Annotated in this window: 22 protein-coding genes; 7 read left to right on the top strand and 15 right to left on the bottom strand. The window is 50.2% G+C overall.

What is annotated here, in order from left to right; all coding sequences use genetic code 11:
- Window positions 1-3: 3 nt before the first annotated feature.
- Entirely contained in the window at window positions 4-462 is a 459-nt protein-coding gene (locus tag VMW30_04460) for a DUF3093 domain-containing protein (GenBank protein ID HUW87612.1), read from the top strand.
- Here VMW30_04460 and VMW30_04455 read toward each other — a convergent pair.
- From VMW30_04455 to recA, 7 genes are all read right to left on the bottom strand, one after another.
- Complete coding sequence (locus tag VMW30_04455) at window positions 459-755, bottom strand: DUF4193 domain-containing protein (protein ID HUW87611.1); 297 nt, start codon at window positions 753-755, stop codon at window positions 459-461. The two genes, VMW30_04460 and VMW30_04455, sit on opposite strands and share 4 nt — an antisense overlap.
- Window positions 756-984: 229 nt before the next feature.
- Window positions 985-2433, bottom strand: coding sequence for a GTPase HflX (gene hflX / locus VMW30_04450; GenBank protein ID HUW87610.1), 1449 nt, complete (start codon window positions 2431-2433; stop codon window positions 985-987).
- Window positions 2426-3265 carry a diaminopimelate epimerase gene (gene dapF, locus VMW30_04445; GenBank protein ID HUW87609.1) on the bottom strand — a complete coding sequence of 280 codons (840 nt, stop codon included), beginning with the start codon at window positions 3263-3265 and terminating at the stop codon, window positions 2426-2428. The genes hflX and dapF overlap by 8 nt, the downstream gene beginning before the upstream one ends.
- A 43-nt stretch (window positions 3266-3308) precedes the next feature.
- Window positions 3309-4211 (bottom strand): tRNA (adenosine(37)-N6)-dimethylallyltransferase MiaA, encoded by a 903-nt coding sequence (gene miaA / locus VMW30_04440; protein HUW87608.1) that lies wholly within the window; start codon window positions 4209-4211, stop codon window positions 3309-3311.
- Window positions 4208-5635 (bottom strand): tRNA (N6-isopentenyl adenosine(37)-C2)-methylthiotransferase MiaB, encoded by a 1428-nt coding sequence (miaB, locus tag VMW30_04435; protein ID HUW87607.1) that lies wholly within the window; start codon window positions 5633-5635, stop codon window positions 4208-4210. Before miaB ends, miaA begins: the two co-directional genes overlap by 4 nt.
- 22 nt (window positions 5636-5657) lie before the next feature.
- On the bottom strand, window positions 5658-6125 hold the full coding sequence (locus tag VMW30_04430) for a regulatory protein RecX (GenBank protein HUW87606.1): 468 nt from the start codon (window positions 6123-6125) through the stop codon (window positions 5658-5660).
- Between the two features lie 29 nt (window positions 6126-6154).
- Window positions 6155-7216 carry a recombinase RecA gene (gene recA / locus VMW30_04425; GenBank protein ID HUW87605.1) on the bottom strand — a complete coding sequence of 354 codons (1062 nt, stop codon included), beginning with the start codon at window positions 7214-7216 and terminating at the stop codon, window positions 6155-6157.
- A gap of 332 nt (window positions 7217-7548) precedes the next feature.
- Between recA and VMW30_04420 the strand changes: the two genes are divergently transcribed.
- The 6 genes from VMW30_04420 to VMW30_04395 all read left to right on the top strand — a co-directional run bounded on the left by VMW30_04420 (window position 7549) and on the right by VMW30_04395 (window position 15227).
- Complete coding sequence (locus VMW30_04420; protein HUW87604.1) at window positions 7549-8736, top strand: ROK family transcriptional regulator; 1188 nt, start codon at window positions 7549-7551, stop codon at window positions 8734-8736.
- Window positions 8733-9605, top strand: coding sequence for a sugar ABC transporter permease (locus VMW30_04415; GenBank protein ID HUW87603.1), 873 nt, complete (start codon window positions 8733-8735; stop codon window positions 9603-9605). Before VMW30_04420 ends, VMW30_04415 begins: the two co-directional genes overlap by 4 nt.
- Window positions 9598-10413, top strand: coding sequence for a carbohydrate ABC transporter permease (locus VMW30_04410; protein HUW87602.1), 816 nt, complete (start codon window positions 9598-9600; stop codon window positions 10411-10413). Before VMW30_04415 ends, VMW30_04410 begins: the two co-directional genes overlap by 8 nt.
- A gap of 97 nt (window positions 10414-10510) precedes the next feature.
- Window positions 10511-11782 (top strand): sugar ABC transporter substrate-binding protein, encoded by a 1272-nt coding sequence (locus VMW30_04405; GenBank protein HUW87601.1) that lies wholly within the window; start codon window positions 10511-10513, stop codon window positions 11780-11782.
- Window positions 11783-11881: 99 nt separating this feature from the next.
- Window positions 11882-12997 carry a glycoside hydrolase family 15 protein gene (locus VMW30_04400; GenBank protein HUW87600.1) on the top strand — a complete coding sequence of 372 codons (1116 nt, stop codon included), beginning with the start codon at window positions 11882-11884 and terminating at the stop codon, window positions 12995-12997.
- 4 nt (window positions 12998-13001) lie between these two features.
- Window positions 13002-15227 (top strand): TIM-barrel domain-containing protein, encoded by a 2226-nt coding sequence (locus tag VMW30_04395; protein HUW87599.1) that lies wholly within the window; start codon window positions 13002-13004, stop codon window positions 15225-15227.
- Between the two features lie 64 nt (window positions 15228-15291).
- Here the strand turns inward: VMW30_04395 and VMW30_04390 are convergent, their stop codons facing one another.
- From VMW30_04390 to VMW30_04355, 8 genes are all read right to left on the bottom strand, one after another.
- The gene (locus tag VMW30_04390; protein ID HUW87598.1) at window positions 15292-15753 is read right to left on the bottom strand and encodes an Hsp20/alpha crystallin family protein; all 462 of its coding nucleotides are present in this window, start codon (window positions 15751-15753) and stop codon (window positions 15292-15294) included.
- Between the two features lie 148 nt (window positions 15754-15901).
- Window positions 15902-16444: a helix-turn-helix domain-containing protein gene (locus tag VMW30_04385; GenBank protein HUW87597.1), complete on the bottom strand. Its 543-nt coding sequence runs from the start codon at window positions 16442-16444 to the stop codon at window positions 15902-15904.
- Window positions 16445-16449: 5 nt separating this feature from the next.
- A complete protein-coding gene (locus VMW30_04380; GenBank protein HUW87596.1) occupies window positions 16450-16716 on the bottom strand; it encodes a helix-turn-helix transcriptional regulator in 267 nt (88 codons plus the stop codon).
- A gap of 21 nt (window positions 16717-16737) precedes the next feature.
- Window positions 16738-17220: a CinA family protein gene (locus VMW30_04375; protein HUW87595.1), complete on the bottom strand. Its 483-nt coding sequence runs from the start codon at window positions 17218-17220 to the stop codon at window positions 16738-16740.
- Window positions 17221-17229: 9 nt separating this feature from the next.
- Window positions 17230-17772, bottom strand: a complete 543-nt coding sequence (pgsA, locus tag VMW30_04370) for a CDP-diacylglycerol--glycerol-3-phosphate 3-phosphatidyltransferase (GenBank protein ID HUW87594.1) — start codon at window positions 17770-17772, stop codon at window positions 17230-17232.
- Window positions 17769-19142 carry a 30S ribosomal protein S12 methylthiotransferase RimO gene (rimO, locus tag VMW30_04365; protein ID HUW87593.1) on the bottom strand — a complete coding sequence of 458 codons (1374 nt, stop codon included), beginning with the start codon at window positions 19140-19142 and terminating at the stop codon, window positions 17769-17771. The genes pgsA and rimO overlap by 4 nt, the downstream gene beginning before the upstream one ends.
- An 18-nt stretch (window positions 19143-19160) precedes the next feature.
- Window positions 19161-19985 carry a RodZ domain-containing protein gene (locus VMW30_04360; GenBank protein HUW87592.1) on the bottom strand — a complete coding sequence of 275 codons (825 nt, stop codon included), beginning with the start codon at window positions 19983-19985 and terminating at the stop codon, window positions 19161-19163.
- Between the two features lie 65 nt (window positions 19986-20050).
- Window positions 20051-22387, bottom strand: coding sequence for a DNA translocase FtsK (locus VMW30_04355; GenBank protein HUW87591.1), 2337 nt, complete (start codon window positions 22385-22387; stop codon window positions 20051-20053).
- Window positions 22388-22410 lie beyond the last annotated feature (23 nt).

Below are 22410 nucleotides of genomic sequence, written 5' to 3'. Positions count from 1 at the left end.
CCCGTGAACGCGAGAAATCTAGAGAATGACCACTACACGCAAATTATTAAACCCCCGCTATGGCTCCTCGCCTTTATCTTCTTCCTACTGGCCTCAGTTGCCCTCTCGGTCTGGGCCGCCTTCGATAATCCGGCAGGCGTAATCACACTAGGTATGGGAGTCGTGCTCCTCTTTATTATTAGGAATGCACTCATTATGAGAATTGACCTGACCTCGAGCGAATTGAGGATCGGGTCGGCACATATAGATCGCTCATATTTGGCAGATGCCACAGAACTCTCAGTAGATCAGATGCGACTGACTCGAGGACGAGACGCGGATCCGGCTGCATTTCTAGCCATTCGCTTCTGGCAGCCGCACGGCGTCAAAATCACCGTGGCGGACCCTAGAGACCCAACGCCATACTGGTTGATTAGCGCCAGAAATGCTAAAGGTTTAGTAGAGGTACTAAATAAGCGTTAAGCGCACTCTTTGCAAACCGCAGTGGAGCCGTCGCCCTTAGCCAATTGAGTGATGTGGTGGACCAAGAAACACCGCGTACAGGCAAACTCATCTACCTGCCTAGGCACGACGCGCACCGACAACTCTTCACCGGATAGATCTGCCCCCGGCAGTTCAAGAGTTTCGGCGGCTTCTGCCTCATCGACATCGACCTGTCCCGATTGAGCGTCGACCCGGCGAGCCTTGAGCTCCTCGAGGGATTCTTCGTGAAGTTCTTCATCAGTTTTTCTGGGGGTGTCATAGTCAGTTGCCACTACTTTCCCTCGCTTCCTTGTAGAAGTTCTTCGGTCTGGCAATTACCAGCGCGCGCATATTCGCGCATTTAACACCAATCTGCTGGTACAACCATCGGCGTGTCGTGGTTATTCCCTAGGAGATTGGTCTCAGGGGGGTAAAGATAGGGTGAAATCGCCGCAACGCCAAGTTATGAACGGTCCGGAGAGGCTTAAAAACCTGTCATTTTCCTGCGAATTCACTAAATGGCTATAAAGCTTCGTTGATTTCCTTGGCTAAGCCCGCGTCCACCCGAGCATGGATCGCCGTCCCCTCCGGCAGATATTCCTCACTCAAAATCTCACCTCGCTGATGGACCGCGCTAATCAAGTCACCCCGTCCATACGGGACCACGGCATTGATCTCCACGCTAAGGATTGGCAGCGACTTCTCAATCGCAAGGAGCAAGCCAGGCAGACCAAATCCAGTACGTGCAGAGAAGGCATAACTATTGGGCTCAGTGCGGAGAATATGCATAACAACGGATGGGTCAGCTGCATCAACCTTATTAATCGCGATGATCTCAGGGATGTCGGATGCGCCGATTTCTGAGATGACTTCACGCACTGCACGAATCTGCTCAAACGGATCTGGGTGAGATCCATCCACGACATGCACAATGAGATCGGCATCTGCCACTTCTTCAAGTGTGGATTTGAAGGCATCGACAAGTTGATGAGGAAGATGGCGAACAAATCCCACTGTGTCAGTCAGTGTGTAAATTCTTCCGTCACTTGTCTTCGATTGGCGAACTGTTGGATCCAATGTCGCGAAAAGTGCATTCTCCACAAGTACTCCCGCATTAGTGAGCACATTAAGCAGAGATGATTTTCCCGCGTTGGTATAACCAGCGATTGCAACGGATGGAACGCGGTGACGCCTTCGTTCTTGACGTTTAGTGTCGCGTGAGACCTTCATCTCCTTGAGTTCTCCACGCAATTTCGACATCTTATCGCGGATGCGTCGACGGTCTGTCTCAATCTTTGTCTCACCCGGACCTCGACCGCCGATACCTGCACCACCAGCGGCACGACCGCCCACCTGTCGGGAAAGGGAACCTCCCCAACCTCGCAGGCGTGGGAGCAGGTAGGACATTTGAGCCAGCTCCACTTGAGCCTTGCCCTCTTTGCTCTTCGCATGCTGCGCGAAAATATCGAGGATAAGCGCAGTTCTGTCTACGACCTTGACCTTTAACTTCTCTTCCAACTGCCTCAACTGAGAAGGCGAGAGTTCTCCGTCGCAGATGACAGTATCTGCGCCTGTTGCTACCACTACTTGACGAAGTTCAGTCACTTTTCCAGAGCCAATATATGTTGCAGGATCTGGTTTATCACGTCTTTGAATTAATCCTTCAAGTACTTCTGAACCTGCCGTTTCGGCTAGTGCCTTCAATTCGGCAAGCGAATTCTCAGCCATCTGTGCGCTTCCTTCGGTCCATACTCCCACGAGTACAACTCGCTCCAATTGAAGTTGGCGATACTCGGCCTCAGAAATGTCTTGCAGTTCAGTCGAGAAACCGGCTACACGACGCAGCGCCTGACGTTGCTCGAGTTCGGGTTGTGACGCCTCTTCGGCCGAGTCATATTCAGCTGCGGTACGAGCACTCTCTCGAAGAAGTGCCTCAAACTCGTCTTGCGAATCCAATTTGCGTTTACTCATTGCTCACCTTCAAAGAATTATCGACAAAGTACTTAGAGATGTCGTGCTCGCTGATGAGCACTGCTGGACCTGTCAATGTCGCATTTGAATGGCCGTCAATTTCTACTTCAAGTCGACCTCCCGGTGGGTAGATAACCCACTTGGCGGGCAGCCTCTCGCCTCGCTTAAGACTTGCCGCCAGGGCTACGGCACACGTGCCGGTACCGCACGACTTTGTTTCACCAACACCACGTTCAAAGACTCGCATCTTAAGTTCATGATCACTGCCAAATTCAACAAATTCAACGTTAACGCCCTCTGGATATGCGTCGGGAGGGGAAACGACTGGCGCTATTTTCAAATCACCGACGCCTGCTACGGAGTCAACAAAGACAACGGCGTGAGGGTTTCCGATACTGATGTTGTAACCATCCCAGGAATGATTGCCGATTGTGACGGTAACATCTTCATCTTCATGGATGAGTTGGCCCATATTGACAGTGATATCTCCGCTCATCGGTACACGAAGATGCTTGCGCCCATCTCGAGTGTCAATCGGGAAAATTCCCTCTTTCTGGCGGCCATTTTCTACTAAATAGCGTGCCATCACACGAATACCGTTGCCGCACATCTCCGCTATCGAGCCGTCCGCATTTCGATAATCCATAAACCATTTTCCATCGCGTTTAGCAATGCGGATCAATCCATCGGCACCAATGCCACTCTCTCGATTGCAGAGAGCGGCTGTGACTTCAGAAGTTATGACGATCTTCTCATCAGGATCAAAAATTATGACGAAATCATTCTCGGTACCGTGGCCGTAAGTGGCTAAAACTTTCATTGGTGTACTCATCTCTACCGAGAAGTTTAACCGTTTGGGTTGGACTCGTGCGCTCTCAATTTCCTCTCAATTGCTTCGCAATTCGCTCCAAACGTGGCTCTGCGGGCGAAATCCATTGAATTCGCTCATCTCTTGAAAACCAGGTCTCCTGCCTGCGCGCGTATTGGCGGGTTGCCCGCTTCGTATCTTCTTTCGCTTCCGTCTCGGACATGAGGCCATCGCGAAACTTGAGAATCTGGGCGTATCCCAGAGCTAACTGAGCGGTGCGTCCTTTTCGCATCCCGCGCTCCACCAGGCGGTCAGTCTCCTCGACTAAGCCCCTTTCCCACATCAGATCGACCCGCTGGCTGATTCGTTCGTCTAGTTTTTCTCGATCCATGACCAATCCGAACTGCAAAGCATTGGGATAGCGAGTGCTCTCTTTCCGGGGAAGGTTTGCTGTAAACGGCTTGCCCGTGATTTCGATAACTTCTAGAGCCCTAATCACCCTTCGTAGATTCCGTGAATCGATCGCAAGAGCGGCCGCCGGATCGAGTTTTTGCAGTCGCTCATGCATCGCCCGCTCACCTATCTGCTCCGCCATTTTGTTGAGCGATGCGCGCACGTCAGGATCCGTATCGGGAAAATTCAATTCATCGAGAATCGCCTTGATATACAGCCCAGTGCCACCGACTACAACTACGTTCTTTCCTCGCGAATCAATTTCTTCAATGAGTTCGCGTGCTCTCGATTGGTACCAGGCAACGCTCGCATCCTCCCTCACATCAAGAACGTCAAGCAAGTGGTGCGGGATGTTCTTACGCTCTTCCAGTGTGAGTTTGGCAGTGCCAATATCCATGCCTCGATACAACTGCATCGAGTCTGCATTAATAATTTCCGCATTTATCTCCTGCGCCAGGGAGATTGCTAAATCACTCTTTCCAGTTGCGGTTGTACCACATATTACGACCAGGCTCATGATCGCAATTGCGGCATTCCTAATAGAAGAGGATCCCGTGTGCGTTCTTCCGTGCGTAGTTGGTGCGCATCGCCTCCGCGCGTACGTCGGACGTCTCCACCCTGGCCAGAGAGGAAATGTGGTGCCGCATCACTTATTTTCACCGTGACGACATCACCGGGGCGAGCAATATTCGCCGCGTCAAAACTAAAATGAGCTAGACGGAAGTCCTCTGTTCGGCCTGACATTCGTGCTCTCTCCGCGTCTCGTCGTCCTTCGTGCTCGGTTACCAAAACGTGCATCGTCATCCCGATGGCTTCCCTATTGACCGAAAGTGAGATCGCTTCTTGGTGAGCGTGCAAGCGCGTGTAACGCTCCCCTACTACCTCGGGTGCCACTTGATCCGGCATGCTGGCAGCGGGAGTGCCTGGTCGCTTTGAGTATTGATAGGTGTAAGCGGCGCTAAACCGAGCCTGCGTACACAAATCCAATGTTGCCTGAAAATCCGCTTCGCTCTCTCCAGGAAATCCGACGATGATGTCTGTCGTTATTTGTGAGTGCGGAATCGCCTTTCGCACCCGTTCGATAATTCCCAAATATCGGTCAGTCCGGTACGAACGGCGCATCTGTGCAAGTACTCGATTAGATCCAGATTGCAGGGGCATATGAAGGTGAGGCATGGCATTGGGAGTTTCCGCCATGGCCTCAATGACATCGTCGGTAAAGTCGCGCGGATGCGGAGACATAAATCGAACCCGCTCCAGCCCATCTACTCGCCCACACTCACGGATCAACTTGGCAAATGCTTCTCGGTCACCGAAATCAACGCCATATGCGTTGACGTTCTGCCCTAGAAGGGTAATTTCCATCACTCCCGCTTCGACGAGAGCGCGCACTTCTTTCATGATGTCGCCTGGTTCGCGATCTTTCTCAATTCCTCGCAGAGTCGGGACTATGCAAAATGTGCAGGTGTTATTACAGCCCACAGATACTGAAACCCAGGCGGAAAATGCCGAAAATCTGCGCGCCGGCAGCGTCGATGGGAAATGCTCTAGAGCCTCCAAAATTTCAATCTGCGACTCTTCTTCAATCCGCGCGCGCTCCAGCAAGACTGGCAGGGAACCAACGTTATGCGTCCCAAAAACGACGTCAACATACGGTGCCTTCTTTAGAATTGTTGCTTGGTCTTTCTGAGCCAGACATCCGCCCACGGCAATTTGCATGGCAGGATTGGCTTTCTTGATGGGTGCGAGAAAACTAAGATTCCCATAAAGTTTGTTGTCGGCATTTTCGCGAACCGCACAGGTGTTAAATACCACGACATCTGCCTGCTCACCCGGGCTGACTGGGATAAATCCGGCTTCATCCAGAAGTCCCGAAATTCGCTCTGAATCATGCACATTCATCTGGCAGCCGTATGTCTCAACGCTGTATGTGCGGGTCATGTGCCAATCGTAGTGGTGCTCTTTATATGCCGATTTCGCGCATAACCTCGTTGATAAGGCTCATAGAGAACCCTCTGCGGGCTAGAGCGCCATGAATTCGACGCCGAATAAGCTCTGAATCTAAATGAGAAATTGGTCTGAATTTGCGCAGAGCCAGGTCCAAAGCAATGGAGTATTCAAGACGATCATCGATTTCGGATGTGACGGTGATAATGATTTCATCCTCAACGCCTTTACCCCGCAACTCGCTGGCGATGACGCGCTTAGAGAGTTTCTTAGTTCTCTGTCGTGATTCGACCCAGGCTCGCGCAAATTCCTCATCGTTGACGAAGCCTTGCTCTTGCAGTCTATAAAGGACCGCGTTGGCAACATCTTCGGCTATGCCGCGCTTTTTAAGATGGGCGAAGAGCTCGCCCCTACTCTTGGCTCGCGGGGCGAGTGCCACTAGGGCAATCGTCTGGGCCAATGAGTAAGGGTCCGAGTCTTGCATCACTTCCACTCTCTGCGAAATGAGTGAAATTAGAAATCAACCTCTGCGGTGGCTTCATTTACTGCGGCAACCAAATCAGGGTCTACGGGCGTTGGTGCAAAATGGATGCGGATCTTGCTCTCAATATCGTTGGCGAGATCTGGATTATCAAGAAGGAAATTACGCGAATTTTCCTTTCCTTGACCTAGTTGGTCGCCTTCATAGGTGTACCAAGAACCAGACTTTTTGACCAGTCCAATATCAACACCGATATCGAGAAGTGAGCCTTCCCGTGATATTCCAACACCATAGAGAATGTCGAACTCTGCTTGCTTAAATGGCGGAGCCATCTTGTTTTTGACAACCTTCACACGAGTTCGGTTGCCGACAGCTTCTTGTCCATCTTTAAGGGTCTCGATCCGCCTGATATCCAGGCGGATTGATGCGTAAAACTTAAGCGCCTTTCCACCAGTAGTTGTCTCTGGAGAACCAAAGAAGACACCAATTTTCTCACGTAATTGGTTGATGAAAATTGCAGTTGTCTTTGACTGGTGAAGTGCTCCCGTGATCTTGCGAAGTGCTTGCGACATCAATCGTGCCTGCAACCCCATGTGAGAATCGCCCATTTCGCCTTCAATTTCCGCACGCGGAACAAGGGCTGCAACCGAGTCAACGACGACAATATCGAGGGCGCCGGAACGGATCAACATATCCATAATTTCTAGTGCTTGCTCGCCTGTATCAGGCTGCGAGACAAGAAGTGCGTCAATATCAACGCCGAGTTTCTTTGCGTACTCTGCATCAAAGGCATGTTCTGCATCGATAAAGGCTGCGATTCCGCCCGCCTTTTGCGCATTGGCGATGGCGTGAAGTGCGAGGGTTGTTTTACCTGATGACTCAGGACCATAGATTTCAACGATTCGACCGCGTGGGAGGCCGCCAATTCCAAGGGCAATATCCAAACTGATAGAGCCGGTAGGAATTACTTCAACCGCAATTGTTCCCCGCTCTCCCATCTTCATGACCGCGCCTTTTCCGAATTGACGTTCAATCTGGGCAAGGGCTGTATCTAGGGCTTTAGAACGATCATTGTTCTGCTTCTCTGTAGCCACTCTTTTTCCTTTCAACTAAACGTCATTGCATGTGTCCATGCCTGACGAAGGTACGGTCCAGAAGGTACGGAAGGCCACTGACGTGGGAACAGGCTTCGTGCCTGCGCCGTGGAAACCGCTCTGGTTGGGTAGAAGAAGCGTATCCGAACACCTGTTCGAAAGGTGCGACACGCCCAGAGTGGGGGCGGATTTGAGCGTGACTTAGCCCAATATCGACACGCCATAAATACTTTGAGAAAACCCTTGCATTTGATTCGCAGAACGATCTACTCTCCACTCATCGACTTACTAAAGTTAGTTAAGAAAGTAAGTGGCAACCAGAGGATGAGGACATGAGAGATAGTACGAATGAAGTCCTCCGCGCGATCGCTACATATGGGCCTGTATCTCGGGCTCAACTCGCTCGGGATCTTGGCCTGAGCGGGCCGACTCTGACGCAGGCCACTAAGTACCTCTTCGACAAGGGACTCATCACTGAAGTAAAGCAATCCCCTTCCACGGGTGGTCGGCCGGCCACCCTGTTGGGATTGGTTGCCAACGCCGGACAGGTCCTTGGGGTCAAGTTGGCCGATAACCACGCGGTCGGCGTCTGCGTCAACCTCCAATCCGAAGTCTTGTGGGGTTTTGAAGAGCCCTTTAGTTCGCGCGGCGACGAAGCGGTGAAGGAACTGGTCACGCTATTAAAGAAGCACACTCGAAAAATCAAAGGCCAGTTGCTAGGTATCGGTATCGGAATACCAGGTGTTGTATCTCCCCTGGATTCAGGTACCGCTGATTCTGCCATGTTGGGTTGGAGCCAAGAGAACGTTGGCAAGCAAATTTCGGATGCACTCAATACTCCCGTTCTTCTTGAGAACGATGTCAATACTCTTGCAGTCGCGGAGAGCCTTTACGGCCATGGTCGCGATGTCAGCAACTTCATCACGATCACGCTCGGTCGCGGTATCGGAATGGGGCTCGTCATCAATGGTGAGCTGTATGCAGGTTCTTATGGCGCCGGCGAATTCGGTCACGTAAATGCCGTCAACGGTGGCGAATTGTGTGAGTGTGGCAAGCGCGGTTGTCTTGAAACTATCGCCTCCGGTCCTGCAATTCACAAAGCGGCCGTTAAGGCGGGATTTGTCGCAGCCTCCGCACCTATGTCAAAAGTTTGGGAAGTAGCACGGAACGACCAAAAGATTGCAAACCAACTTTTCAAGAGACCAGCAGAGTTACTAGGAACTGCGCTCGCAAATGTTCTAAATGTCTTTGGCCCCGAACTCATTCTCATCAGTGGTGAAGGCGTAGAAGGTTGGGATCTCTGGGAAAAACCATTCAAAGCGGCACTCGACGAGCATGTGGTTTCAACCATGAATAAATTCGATATCGAAGTGGACCCCTGGGATGATGCTAAATGGGCGCTCGGTGCTACCGCAATCGTGCTTCAAGCATCCTTGAGCAGAAACCAACGCACAAATGCGAGTTTGACTGAAGTGAAACACCGACTTTCTGTAGCGTCCAAATTTGGGCGTGTCTCTTGATCAAGGCTAAACACGGCCGCACTGCCGCGCTTTTTATAGCACCCAGCTTCATACCTTTGGTGCTTTTTATTATTCTTCCGATGTTCGCCGCAGCCGTTCTTAGCTTTTCCAGTTGGGATCTACTTTCGCCACCACGCTGGATCGGGTTCGCAAACTTTCAAGAATTGAGCCACAACAAGGATTTCTATAATGCTCTAAAGAACACACTCGTTTTCATTGCGGGCTATTTGCCTCTGGTCTATCTCCTTGGGTTGAGCGCGGCTTTAGCCCTTGATCGCAAATTCAAAGGCTCCTCTGCCCTGAGAGCTGCATATTTTCTCCCCGTAATTACAAGCTGGGTAATTGTGGCGCTGCTATGGCAATGGATCCTCAACCCCCAGGGCGGGTTAGTTAACTCCGCACTGGCCACTATTGGAATAACCGGACCTGGCTGGTGGACCAGCACATCCTGGTCGATGATCTCCGTCATCATTCCTTCAGCCTGGAAAGATCTTGGCTTTGTAATGCTCATTCTCCTTGCGGGCCTGCAATCAATCCCACCGGAGTATAAAGAAGCTGCCGCAATCGATGGAGCGAGTAAGCGTCAGATCCTCTTCCGAATTACTCTCCCCTTACTGACACCAGCCTCCTTCTTTGTATTGGTTATTAGTCTGATCAATAATTTTCAAGTCTTTGATCAGATTTGGGTAATGACGCGAGGTGGACCAGAAGGATCGACATCCGTCATCGTGCAACAAATCGTGAGGAACTCATTTGATTATGGTCGGATGGGGTATGCCTCAGCTATGAGCATGGTGCTCTTCTTGATTATTTTACTTATTACAGGAATACAGATTCGCCTACAGAAACGATGGGTGAATTATGAATAGAACTAGTATGCGACCAAAATTCTTCACCACTTTCTTTGGTCTCCTCATGCTCTTCCCATTTTTCTGGATGATTAGTTCGTCCCTCAAGAATAGCGTTGAAGCCTTTGCAACGCCTCCAACCCTTTTCCCAAAGTCACCAACGCTGGAGAATTACAGAAAGGTCTTTGAGTTACTTGATATGCCAAGACTATTTCTTAATAGCATTGCTGTCTCGGTGATTGTCGTCTTCATTCAGATCTTGACCTCCGCGCTCGCTGGATATGCCTTCGCTCGATTGCAGTTCCGCGGAAAGAACCCAATCTTCTTGATCTATCTCGCTACCATGATGATCCCGTTCCAAGTCATCATCGTTCCATTGTTTATCGAGATGCGTCAACTCGGGTTGGTCGACAGTTATCTTGGACTAGGCCTACCCATGATTGCTTCAGCATTTGGCGTATTTCTCATGCGCCAAGCAATGCTTGCTATTCCCCGTGAACTTGAGGAAGCTGCGATCTTAGACGGAGCAAGCCATTTCAGATTATTTCGCTCAGTTGCACTTCCTCTCTGTATTCCCACCATTGCCGCACTGACAATTCTCTCGTCCATGTCAGTATGGAATTCTTATCTTTGGCCGTTATTGATTATTTTCAGCCCAGAGAAGATGACGCTGCCTCTTGCGTTAGCAAATCTTCACGGTGAAAATCTCACCGATTGGCCCATGGTTATGGCCGCTACAACTCTGACAGTTCTTCCAATCGCCTTTATCTACTTGATACTACAACGACAGATCGCACAAAGTTTTCTTACGGCGGGACTCAAAGGATGAAGTCATTCTCTGAAGTTCTTCCCAGCCGCGAGAAGGGCCTTCACAGGCTAGCTACACCACTTACTAGGGGAAAGAAATGATTACTAGGGGGAAAGAAATGAAAAGCAATAAACGAAAGATCTGGGCTGCTGGTATCGCCGGCATTTTGGTCGCGAGTGTTGGGCTAGTCAGTAATCCAGCTATTGCTGCTCCAAAAAAGGTCACAATCAACTTCTTCACGTTCACATCGGTACCTGACCATGTTAAGGATCTTCAAGCCATGGTCGCCGCTTTTGAAAAGAAGAATCCAGCAATCCACATAAATGTCCAATCCGCCAGCTATGCCGATTACTTTACAAAACTAAAGACTCGTGTAGCTGGAAACCAAGCACCAGATACTTTTGAGCTTAATTACGAGAACTTCGTAACATACGCATCAGCTGGGACCCTGCTTAACTTCAATAAGATATCCGCCAAAGATAAGACCTTTAAGAAGAGTTCCTACTATGGCAAGGCATACGACGTATTTTCCGCCAACGGAAAGCAATACGGCGTTCCTTCTTCATTCTCCACGGTTGTGCTCTACTACAACAAGGATCTCTTCAAGGCCGCAGGCGTTGCAACCCCGAATTCAAGTTGGGACTGGAGCGATGAAGCAGCTGCAGCTGCAGCGCTCAAGGCCAAACTGTCAGAAGGGACCTATGCCGATTTTCAGCCAACACAGTTCTGGGAGTTCTACAAAGTCCTCGGACAAGCTGGTGGCAAGTTCCTCAGCCCAGATAAGAAAAAGGCACTTTTCAATAAGCAACCCGGCATCAATGCACTTAGCTGGTTGGTCAGCAAAACTGCGAATGGATACACGCCAACTAGAGCACAAATGGGAACACTTGATGACGGTGCAATGTTCAAGGCGGGCAAGATCGCTATGTACCACACCGGCATCTGGATGTTCGATGCGTATAAAGATGTTCCATTTGGTTGGGACATTGTTGTTGAGCCAGGCGGAGTCACGCCCGGAAACCACTTCTTTGCTAACGCTGTTGTTGCCTCCGCAAAGACCAAAAACCCAGAAGCAGCTTGGAAATGGGCACGATTCATGACCAGTGATCCTGCTGCCGTAAAGATCCGTCTCGCTGCTGCATGGGAAATTCCTGCAATCTCGAACAAGAAGGCACTCTCCATCTACCTCTCAAAGCCCGTACCTGCCAACCGCGCAGCGGTCTTTGATGCTCTGAAAAATCCGATCACTCCTCCAGTAATCCGTCAACAGAATGAGATGCAAGACACGGTGAATGCGTGGCTTGAAAAAGCTCTTAATGGGACGGTTTCAGTCACTGAAGCCTTGAACTCGGCCGCAAGTGCAGTAAACGCAATACTCGCAAAAGAATAGTTCGGGACGGTAATGGCGTTGCGACAACATCCCGTCGCAACGCCATTACATTTTTAAATTTCGTACATTTAGAAGGTCACGGAAACGCTAATAGAATCGATGGTAGAGAGAATTATAATTGAAACGCACTCCAAGTTAAGAGACGCAAGTATTCGTATTATCAAGGCGAATCAAGCTGACTCTGGTGCATACATCGCTTCCCCAAATTTTCGGGTTTACAACTACAGCTGGTTCCGTGACGGCGCCTTCATTGCCGAGGCAATGAGTGTGTCTGGAGAGTCAGAAAGCGCCCTTAACTTCCACAAGTGGGCTACTCGCGTGATCATCGACCGCGAGGAGAAGGTGGCTTCACTTATTCGAAGGAAACGGCAGGGCAAAGAAATTGCGGCAGAGGAGCATCTCCATTGTCGTTATCAAATAGACGGGAAAGAGTCGGAAGAATATTGGACGAATCTGCAACTTGATGGATTTGGAACCTGGATATGGTCCCTTGACAAATTTCGTTCACGCGGAAATGCCCTTCCTATTGCAACATATCGCGCCGTTGAAACACTGGTCGGTTACCTTTCGTCCTTTTGGGAGATTGAGTCCTATGACTGGTGGGAAGAAAGCTTCGGTCACCAACACGTTGCTAATCTTGGAAGTATCGCCGCGGGACTGAAGGCATGTAGCACTTGGGAGGAATTGTCGACAGAATCCAGAAATGTCGCCGGCAACTGCGCCAATGCAATCCTGGACCTAATATATGAAAAGGGATTAGTAGAAGGACGCCTGGCAAAGTGGATCGGTGGTCAAGGTCTAGATGCGAGCCTCCTCTCACTCATCGCGCCTTTCGGACTTATTGAAGGAAGTAGTTCGATCGTTCAATCAACTATTAAGGCAGCTTCAGAAGAGCTGGGAACTTTCGGAACGTATCGCCACAAGGAAGATGGATATTTTGGTGGAGGTCGCTGGCCGCTACTTTCATGTTTCCTGGGCTTATCATTGATCGAAGCTGGCGATACGGCGAAGGCAGCAGAAATATTGGACTGGGTTGAGACTCTCACCAATGATGATCTCGAACTTCCCGAACAGTTGGAAAGCCCACTTCTCTTCCCAGAGATGAGAGCGGAATGGATTGCGAGTTGGGGCGAACCTGCCATACCGCTCCTCTGGAGCCATGCCATGTATTTATCCTTATACAGCGCACTTAATACGTCCTTAGGAAAGGAATAGGCCGGTGTTAGTCCACTCTCCGTTGGGCCTTGGTCATCCGTACCGGCATGAACCGGATCAAAGAGTTCCGGTACGTCCGAAATCGGGAGATGTATGGTCAGTTCGCGCTCGAACCGATGAGTCAACAAAGAAAGTTATGTTGTATCTTGCAGATGAAAATGAAGTGCAGGCTTTTGAACTCACCTGCGTGGGCCCGGCTCATTCACGTGATTATGGTCCTTATGGAAAGACCGCAAAATTCACGGGGACGAATACGCACCTGGCAGATGCGGCTGCACGCTCGGGTGAATACCCAGATGAACTCGCTTGGGAAGTTGTTTTGCCAGTACTCAAAGAGTTCCAAGAGGTCTCCTACTGGCTCGAGAGTGACACAGGTGAGAGAACGGAGACTTTCTCATTCTGTGCACTTGTGTGGTGCTCTGACGACGGATTCTTAAAACAGAGCGGACAATTCCCGTCCGGAATTTCAATTATGGATCCTGAAGTTCTGAAGGACTCTCAGCAACGGGTTTATGGTGTGAGAGCTGGGCTCCCCCTCGCACTCGAAGATCATGTTGTCGGCTTCGGAGAAAGGTTTCACTCCGTTGATCAACGCGGCGAACTAGTCGATGCGGTCGTCTACGAGGAATATAAAGGACAAGGCCATCGGACTTATCTACCTGCGCCGTTTGGAATGGTGATTGGCAGTAATTATGGTTTCTATCTCAATACCGGTAATCCCAGCCGCTTCGATGTGGGAGTGACCGATAAGGACCGGATTGCCTTTGAGATAGATATGGACCCTTCGCAAAACAACTGTGAAATCAAGGCATACGCGGGAACTCCTTCATCCATCTTGAATCAGTACATGTTGGAGTTCCCTCTGCCAAAGAATCCCCCGGAATGGATATACAAACTTTGGGGCAGTAGTAACGAGTGGAACACTCAGAAACGAGTTGAAGCAGAACTCGCCAAAAGCGCAGATGCGAAAATCGACCTGGGCGTTGTGGTGATCGAAGCATGGGCCGACGAGACCACTTTTATGGTATTCAGAGACGCCCAGTACAAGCCAACCGATGGATCACGCGGGTTACGTGCAATCGAGATTGAGTACCCCCACGACGGCGCTTGGCCCGATCCTAAGAAAATGATAGATGACATTCATGCGCAAGGAGCAAAAGTAATCCTCTGGCAGAATCCAGTAATCAAGGATATGCGTGGCGAACCTGATGCGCAGGAAGAAGCGATTTGGAAGTACGCGATCAATAATGACTTGGTTGTGAAAGATGGAGAAGGTGACCCCTACCGCGTTCGCGGTTTCTGGCTTCGATATGGCCTACTTCCAGATCTAACCAACAAGCGTGTCCGTGCGTGGTGGGCTGATCTGCACAAGTATCTCGTCACCGACATGGGAGTAGATGGCTTTAAAACCGATGGTGGTGAACATGCGTGGGGAACTGATTTGCGTTACTTAGATGGGCGCTCCGGCCTTGAGAAAAACAATCTACTACCGGTTGCGTATGCGCAGACTTTTCATGAACTTTTTGCCGATGCGAAGAAAGAGGGTGTGACATTCTCGCGGGCAGGCTTTGCGGGAAGTAGTTCATACCCGACCTTCTGGGCAGGTGATGAAGATTCAACCTGGAATGCCTACCGCGCTTCTATACGGGCCGGAATATCAGCATCGGCAAGTGGAATTTTCTTCTGGGGTTGGGATATCGGCGGGTTTAGCGGAGAACTTCCCAGTGCTGAGCTCTACCTGCGCGGCGCGGCGATGGCGACTTTCTGTCCCATCATGCAATTCCATTCTGAATACAACCATCATCGCATGCCATCAAATGATCGCTCTCCCTGGAATATCGCCGAGCAGACCGGTAAGCCAGAAGTTCTCACTATATTCCGCGACTTTGCGGCGGTGAGAAAGCGGCTTCTCCCCTACTTATCAGTGGAAGGCGAGATCGCGATCAAAACCGGCCGACCACTGATGGCTGGACTCTTCTTTGATTACACCCAAGACGATTCCATCTGGGCAGCGCCGTATCAGTACATGCTCGGTCGATATCTGCTGGTTGCTCCAGTAATTGAGGAAGCTGCGACAAGCATTCGTGTCTACTTACCCGAGGGCGAATGGGTTGATTTTTGGGACCGTAAAAAGTGGACTGGAAAACAGTGGATCGACATAGCAACACCTATCGATCGCATCCCTGTTTTCATTAGGGCAGATGCACCCGAGCAGGTGCACGCACTTTAAATATCTCAAGAAATTAACAAATGAAGCGACGCCATGCCCCACTGGCCCGGCGTCGCTTCATTTCCTAGGCGCGTGAAATTGATACTTTCTTAGATTTCGTAACGGCCTTGGGAACAAGCACTTTCACCTCGAGGATCCCATCCTTATACGTGGCGTGAACATCCCCTTCCTTAACGCCGTGAGGCAGCGTGATCGAGCGTGAGAAGCTTCCATAGTGGAATTCTGATCGATCCGCTTCTTTCTTCTCTACTCGCTTCTCACCCATGATCGTAAGTAGACCATCGTCAAAACTGATCTCAATATCTTTATCGGGATCAACACCTGGCATTTCAGCCCTCACGACGATCTCGTTCTCGTTGACGCTCTCTTCGATTCGAATGAGATGCGCTTCCCCATTGCATTTCATTTGGGATATTGGGAGAAAATCATCAAACCAATCCATCATTCGTGGGAATTCCAGCCTTGGAAAATCCAAAAAAGTTCGAACGGATGATGGTTTGTGAATAGTTAACTCTTTTGTAGCCATGATCTTTTTTTCCTTAGTCGCGACACCTCCAACAGGAGATCTGTCGCCCTTAACATTAACTCTGCGGATATGCCGTTTCAAGATAGGAAGCGATCATTCTCGTGTGAAAAATTTTGCACCAGAAATGACAAATGAGAGTTACAACTCATTACAAACTGGTGATTCTCCGAGCCTGTTCGACACTCTGAGTTTCGGTAAGTGGCTGCAGCACCTGCGCAACCAACCATCGCTGTGCTACTTCCGCCTGAATTTCATCTCCCAGGAACTGAAGCAATCCGGCACGAATCTGTTCCCAAAGAGGGTCTTCGACTTGGGTAAGCAACAGCGCAAGAACACCACTGTCTGTCTTTCGCATAGTCGCGAAAGCTGGGTCAGCCGAGATTTCGACTGATATCTGAGCAAGCGCCTTCCCCTGAGAAAGATCAATATCAATAATTTGAAGGAGGCGCTCAACTTCACTTTCGAGAACGGCCCGCATCACACTGGTTTTGTCTCGAAAATGGTTGTACAACGTTGCGCGAGACACCTCTGCAGTGTCTGCAATTTCGACCATGCTCGCACGGTGCAATCCACGTGAAGCAATGAGCGATTTAGCACCCTCAAGAATTGCGCTTCGAGTACGTCGATAGGACGTCATCTGTCGCTGGTATGGCTCGTCTGTAAGAAGTGAGGGATTCTCCGAGATGGTCACGCTATTTATGCAGCGTCAACAACCACGAGCTTAACGCTCTCAGTGGTCCTTATTTCGTGCGCTACATCTGTAATCACAGAAGCGAGCGAAAGACCCAGTGCCTGGCAGATTGCGTTGAGCAGTTCAGATGAAGCTTCCTTCTGACCCCGCTCGACTTCCGAGAGATACCCAAGAGATACACGTGCCTGACGTGCGACATCTCGCAACGTTCGATTCTGAGAAGTGCGAGCAGCACGCAAGGATGTTCCGATGTGTGTGCGTAGTAGTTCCATCGTTCATCCCCTTTCGATCCGTTATTGCTTCAGGGTCCCTAGGATACGCTCAAAAGTCGATATCGCGCTGGATACACTCGCGTTTCGCACCACTTCACGCTCACCTTCCACTTCGAGTTGAGTGGTCTGATTAATGGGACCACTAATGGCAATCCATACCGTGCCAGCAGCGACACCGTCGGCATCTCCTGGACCCGCCACTCCTGTAGTTGATATCCCCCATGTGCTTCCGAGCAGTTCTCGAATTCCATCTGCCATAGCCACAGCGACCTCTTCGCTCACAACTCCGAAGGTAGCAATCGTTTCCTTTTTGATCCTGAGAAGTGATTCTTTCACGGCTGGACTATAGGCAATGACGCCACCGAGAAAAACATCAGAAGCTCCACCAACAGCAGTGAGGGCGGCTCCGACTCCACCACCGGTGAGTGACTCGGCGACCGCAACGGACTGCTTCTTCGCCTTCAGGAGTTCAACAACTGCTCTCGCACTTTGGAAGGTCGTCATAGAAATACTCTATTTTCTCCGGGATTCAACGACGTACCAAATCCCCGTGACCAGAGTCAGAATGAGTGCCAATCCCATAAAAGTCTCCCGAAACCAATAGAGAGATGGCCCAAGAGGCAGAATGTAAAAACCAGCAGCGAGATTCTGAACCGTAGTCTTTACCTTTCCCCCTCGGTTGGCAGGTATGACCCCCCTCTTAATCACTGCGAAGCGGAAAATCGTAATTCCAATTTCTCGGGCCAAAATCACAATAGTGACCCACCAAGGAAGGATTTCAAGAATGGAAAGTCCCACCAAGGCTGTTCCAATGAGTGCCTTATCAGCAATGGGGTCAAGCAATTTTCCAAACTCTGTCACAGTATTTCTGCTTCTAGCCAACTGGCCGTCCAGAAGATCTGTCATGCCCACGAAAAAAAAGAGAAGGAAAGAAATTATTCGCCAGGTCGTGTCATCTCCACCGTTTTTAAATAATGTATAAGCGCATAAGGGCAACATCAAGATGCGCGTAATCGTGATTGAGTTTGGAAGGTTCATCTCCGAGCGGCGGATCATTCCGGCACAGCAATCAAATCAGCACCTACGGAATCAACTACCCGTCCGGAGATATATTCACCGATTGCGAAACTTGTACCGATAAAGGAAGTGGTTCCATCGACCTCCGGTCCTTGATGTGCTGCGCGACCCTCCTGTAACTCGGCATCTTCGATCAAAACCAGTACCTCTTCACCGATTCTTTCACTTGCTCGTTCGCTCACTAAATTATCGGCAAGCGTGGAAAGATTCTCAACGCGATCATGAATCATGTCGCCATCAATCTTCTCCGCAAGATCTAGCGCTTCGGTATTGTCCTCATCCGAGTACCCAAAGATTCCGACTGCATCGAGTCTTGCTCGTGAGATAAAACTGACCAATTCTTGGTAATCCTCCTCGGTCTCGCCCGGAAAACCGACAATGAAGTTGGAGCGAATTCCGGCTTCCGGAGCAAGGGCACGAATTTGTGCAATGAGGTGTAGAAATTTCTCGCTATCCCCAAATCGACGCATGCGCCGCAGGACCCCACCACTGGCATGTTGAAAAGAAAGGTCAAAATAAGGCACAACCTTGGGCGTTGAAACCATCGCCTGTAACAAAGTTGGCCGCATCTCAGCAGGTTGAAGGTAAGACAGACGGATGCGCTTAATGGCATCAATCTGCGACATTTCGGGGAGAATCTTCTCCATCAAACGAAGGTCGCCTAAATCCTTTCCATATGAGGTGGTGTTCTCGCTCACCAAAAATAGTTCGCTCACACCTTCATTGGCCAACCAGTGAGCCTCATCAATGATCTCGGTAGGCCGACGCGATACAAAAGAACCGCGGAAATAAGGAATGGCGCAGAAGGAACAGCGTCTATCGCACCCTGCGGCGATCTTGAGTGGTGCCCAGGGTGCCGCGCCAAGACGCTTACGCAGCGGAGATCCGCCGGCACCCACCGAGGCGGCTTCCTTGACTCCAATTCGCTCGACAGGAGTGATGGGAAGAAGCGATCGGCGGTCTCTGGGAATGTGTGGCACATGCTTCTCGCCTGCAACTATTGACTGGAGCCTGGCACTAATGTCGCGGTAATCATCGAATCCCAATATGGCATCGGCTTCCGGGAGCGCACGTGCTAGTTCTTCACCGTAGCGTTCTGCCATGCAACCGACAGCCACTACAGTTCGCGTTAGACCGTGGCCCTTGAGTGAATTCGCCTCTAAGAGTGCATCAATAGAATCTTTCTTAGCGGATTCAATGAACCCACAGGTATTTACAAGCGCGACTTCCGCGGATTTGACATCATCAACCAGAGTCCAACCATCTGCTGCCAGTCGGCCTGCCAACTCCTCGGAGTCAACCTCGTTTCGGGCGCAACCCAAAGTAACTACTGCGACGGTTCGACTCATTGAAGCGATGATACAGAGTTAATTGGAAGAATTCGATCCGTAACTTCGATCGATCACTTCGCCGATCGCACCCGGGGTTGGAACACTCGTTCCATTCACAAGGACGTCAACTGCCCCGGCATTTCCGAATCGGATATTGACCACGCCATTACCCGCAAAGGTGCTTACAGTCCCTTGATCCAACCGACCCACATAAATTCTCTGACCAAACTGATCGGTGACAGATAACCAGGAAGATCCCCGGCTAGCGCTCACTTGGACTGCGATATCGCCCGACCCCAATGTGGGAACTGGAGGGGCAACGGCCGTTGGCGTACCAGAAGGAGAATCTGCAGGAACTGTTGGTACGGTTGAAGTCGATGGAGATAAAGTTGGTGTCGGCGTAGTAGCAGCGATCACGGTATTGGTTGCATTTCCTCGCGCAGGTTGGACATTGGTATAGACGACCTGACCTCCAACGACAAGAACCACAGCACTTGCTGAAACCATCGAAAGTGCCTTGAGAGAAACGCGAGATTTTTGTTGCCGTGGTGGAGTCACACTGCTCTCCGCCAATAGTTCATGCATTGGTCGAATTACCGTTGATTGCTCTACGTCAAATCTTTCAAGAAAGACTGCGGGTTCTACTCCGAGTGCATGTGCAAGGTTCCGCACGTGCCCACGTGCGTAGGTATTCCCACCGCACTTGGAGAAATCATCCGATTCGAAATCTCGCAACAAAGTCGCACGGATACTCGTGCGTTCGGCGAGTGAGTCAATGCTCACCCCGGCACTTCTACGCGCTTCCTTTAAGATCGAACCTAATGACATAAAACCTTTATCCGTCTGTTGGAGGGGATCCAAGAGGTAAGCGTAACGCGCACGGTCCAATCCTCATAGTCTTATTATTAGCAACCCATTGCGCACGCTCAATAATCCTGCAGGGTCCCCAGCACATCATCCAGATCTTCGACTTTAACCAGGACTACCCGTGCCTTTGAGCCCTCCGATGGGCCCACGATGCCACGGGATTCCATGAGGTCCATCAGTCGGCCCGCCTTTGCAAATCCAACTCTCAGTTTACGTTGGAGCATTGACGTGGAACCAAATTGGGTCGTTACGACCAAGTGAACCGCTTGAAGAAGCAACTCAAGATCATCTCCAATTTCAGTTTCGTTTACAACATGCCTAACCTGAGACGCAGTCACATCGCTGCGGTAACGTGGAGTGAGTTGACTCTTAACATGATTCACAACCACTTCGATCTCTCGTTCGGAAACATAAGCACCTTGAATGCGGACCGCGCGACTCGCACCCATAGGAATGAAAAGCGCATCACCCTGACCAATAAGTTTTTCCGCTCCAGCGCTATCCAAAATAACTCGACTATCAGCCAAACTGCTCGTTGCAAACGAAAGTCTCGAAGGAACATTTGCCTTGATGAGGCCTGTCACCACATCGACGCTGGGACGTTGCGTTGCGAGAACCAAATGAATTCCCGCTGAACGAGCCAGTTGAGTAATACGGACAACGCACTCTTCGACCTCTTTAGCTGCAATCATCATAAGATCTGCAAGTTCGTCAATCACAATCAGCAAGTATGGATATGGTTCCAGCACTCGGTCACTTCCCGGTGGGGCGACAGCCTTTCCCGCTCGAACAGCCTTATTGAAATCATCAATATGGCGATACCCGAAAGTCGATAGATCTTCGTACCTTAAATCCATTTCGCGAACTACCCACTGCAATGCGTCGGCCGCTTTCTTCGGGTGAGTAATGATTGGAGTAATCAAGTGTGGAATTCCATCATAGGCAGTTAGTTCGACTCGTTTAGGATCAATCAGAATCAAGCGCACATCATCTGGCGTCGAGCGCATCAGAATCGAAACGATCATGGCATTGATCATTGAAGACTTCCCAGCGCCAGTAGCGCCAGCCACCAAAAGATGAGGCATCTTTGCTAAATTTGCACAAACAAAATTGCCCTCAACGTCTTTGCCAAGTGCGACTAGCATTGGGTGATGATCCTGTCCCGCTACTGGGGATCTCAGAACATCACCTAAAGAAACAATCTCCCGATCGGAATTTGGAATTTCGATTCCAACTGCAGATTTGCCCGGAATAGGCGAAAGAATTCGCACCTCGCTGCTGGCTATAGCATACGAAATGTTCTTTGCCAGCGCGGTAATTCGCTCGACTTTAACTGCGTTTCCAAGCTCTACCTCATAGCGAGTAACAGTTGGTCCTCGCATAAATCCAGTAACCGTGGCATCGATCTCAAATTGAAAAAACACTTCAGTAAGTGCAGCTACAACCGCATCGTTCGCCTTACTCTTTGCTTTAGCAGGCGGTCCAGCGCGAAGTGCGTCCGGAGAAGGCAATTCGTACTTAGCATCATTGGTCAGGAGAAGTTGAACAGGCCGCTTCCCATTGACAGGCTCTTGCTCCTGCACATGCGCAACTTCTGCCGGCAAAGGGACAGTGAACTCTTCATCGAAACTCTCTTCATCGAGTTCATCCTCAATCTCCTCAGGAATTTGATGCTTCCAATCGGCGACCAAGGGAGTCTCAAATGGCGGCGATTCAGATATTTCGAAATCGTCTACTGCCTTTCTTACCCTGCCATTCAATTTAGAAATGACCCATACAAGGGAAGACTTAGTCTTGCTCGAAAGTTGAGATACAGGTGTTGCGGTGATAACTAGAACACCAAAAATGAAAAGACAGGCCAAAATGGGATACGCGAGAAGTGAAGTGACTAGGAGAATTAGCGGACGAGAAACGCCGTAGCCGATCCAGCCTCCCCCACCGTGGAGAGCCGCTGCGCTTGTGCCAGTCGACCCGTTTATCATGTGGGCGATGCCGGTAGTACTTAGAAGGAGTGCGAAAGTCCCAACAATAATCCGTCCGGTAGCCGCCTTCTCTTCAGGAACGCGGAAGAGTCGAAGAGCAAAGTAAGTAAGTACAAAGGGAGCGAAAAATCCAATCCGTCCAAGCGCCCCATAAAAAAACGAGAAAAGAGCGCGACCTACAAGATTGTCCGAATGAAACCAAGTACCGGTCGCCGCAATCAGTGCGAAAATCAGAAAGAGAAATGCAACACCATCTCTCTGATGGACTGGATCCAAATCACGGGCGCCACGTGCGAGATATCGCACCGCACTTCCAACACTCTTAGCGAGGAGACGCCAAAAACCAGCAAGTCCCCGCCCGATGGTTGAGCCCTTGCTCGAATTCTTTTTAACGTTTTTTTTCTTTGCCGCCACAGGCATGAGCGTATTTCCTAAAG

The organism is Candidatus Paceibacterota bacterium, assembly GCA_035530615.1.
Lineage (GTDB): Bacteria > Actinomycetota > Actinomycetes > Nanopelagicales > Nanopelagicaceae > QYPT01.
This window is presented reverse-complemented; position numbering and strand designations above follow the sequence as displayed.

Coding starts and splice junctions, on each gene's coding strand:
- hflX (HUW87610.1), bottom strand. CDS start 2,433: ATGAGTAAACGCAAATTGGATTCGCAAGACGAGTTTGAGGCACTTCTT.
- dapF (HUW87609.1), bottom strand. CDS start 3,265: ATGAGTACACCAATGAAAGTTTTAGCCACTTACGGCCACGGTACCGAG.
- miaA (HUW87608.1), bottom strand. CDS start 4,211: ATGAGCCTGGTCGTAATATGTGGTACAACCGCAACTGGAAAGAGTGAT.
- miaB (HUW87607.1), bottom strand. CDS start 5,635: ATGACCCGCACATACAGCGTTGAGACATACGGCTGCCAGATGAATGTG.
- VMW30_04430 (HUW87606.1), bottom strand. CDS start 6,125: ATGCAAGACTCGGACCCTTACTCATTGGCCCAGACGATTGCCCTAGTG.
- VMW30_04420 (HUW87604.1), top strand. CDS start 7,549: ATGAGAGATAGTACGAATGAAGTCCTCCGCGCGATCGCTACATATGGG.
- VMW30_04410 (HUW87602.1), top strand. CDS start 9,598: ATGAATAGAACTAGTATGCGACCAAAATTCTTCACCACTTTCTTTGGT.
- VMW30_04405 (HUW87601.1), top strand. CDS start 10,511: ATGAAAAGCAATAAACGAAAGATCTGGGCTGCTGGTATCGCCGGCATT.
- VMW30_04400 (HUW87600.1), top strand. CDS start 11,882: ATGGTAGAGAGAATTATAATTGAAACGCACTCCAAGTTAAGAGACGCA.
- VMW30_04390 (HUW87598.1), bottom strand. CDS start 15,753: ATGGCTACAAAAGAGTTAACTATTCACAAACCATCATCCGTTCGAACT.
- VMW30_04380 (HUW87596.1), bottom strand. CDS start 16,716: ATGGAACTACTACGCACACACATCGGAACATCCTTGCGTGCTGCTCGC.
- VMW30_04375 (HUW87595.1), bottom strand. CDS start 17,220: ATGACGACCTTCCAAAGTGCGAGAGCAGTTGTTGAACTCCTGAAGGCG.
- pgsA (HUW87594.1), bottom strand. CDS start 17,772: ATGATCCGCCGCTCGGAGATGAACCTTCCAAACTCAATCACGATTACG.
- rimO (HUW87593.1), bottom strand. CDS start 19,142: ATGAGTCGAACCGTCGCAGTAGTTACTTTGGGTTGCGCCCGAAACGAG.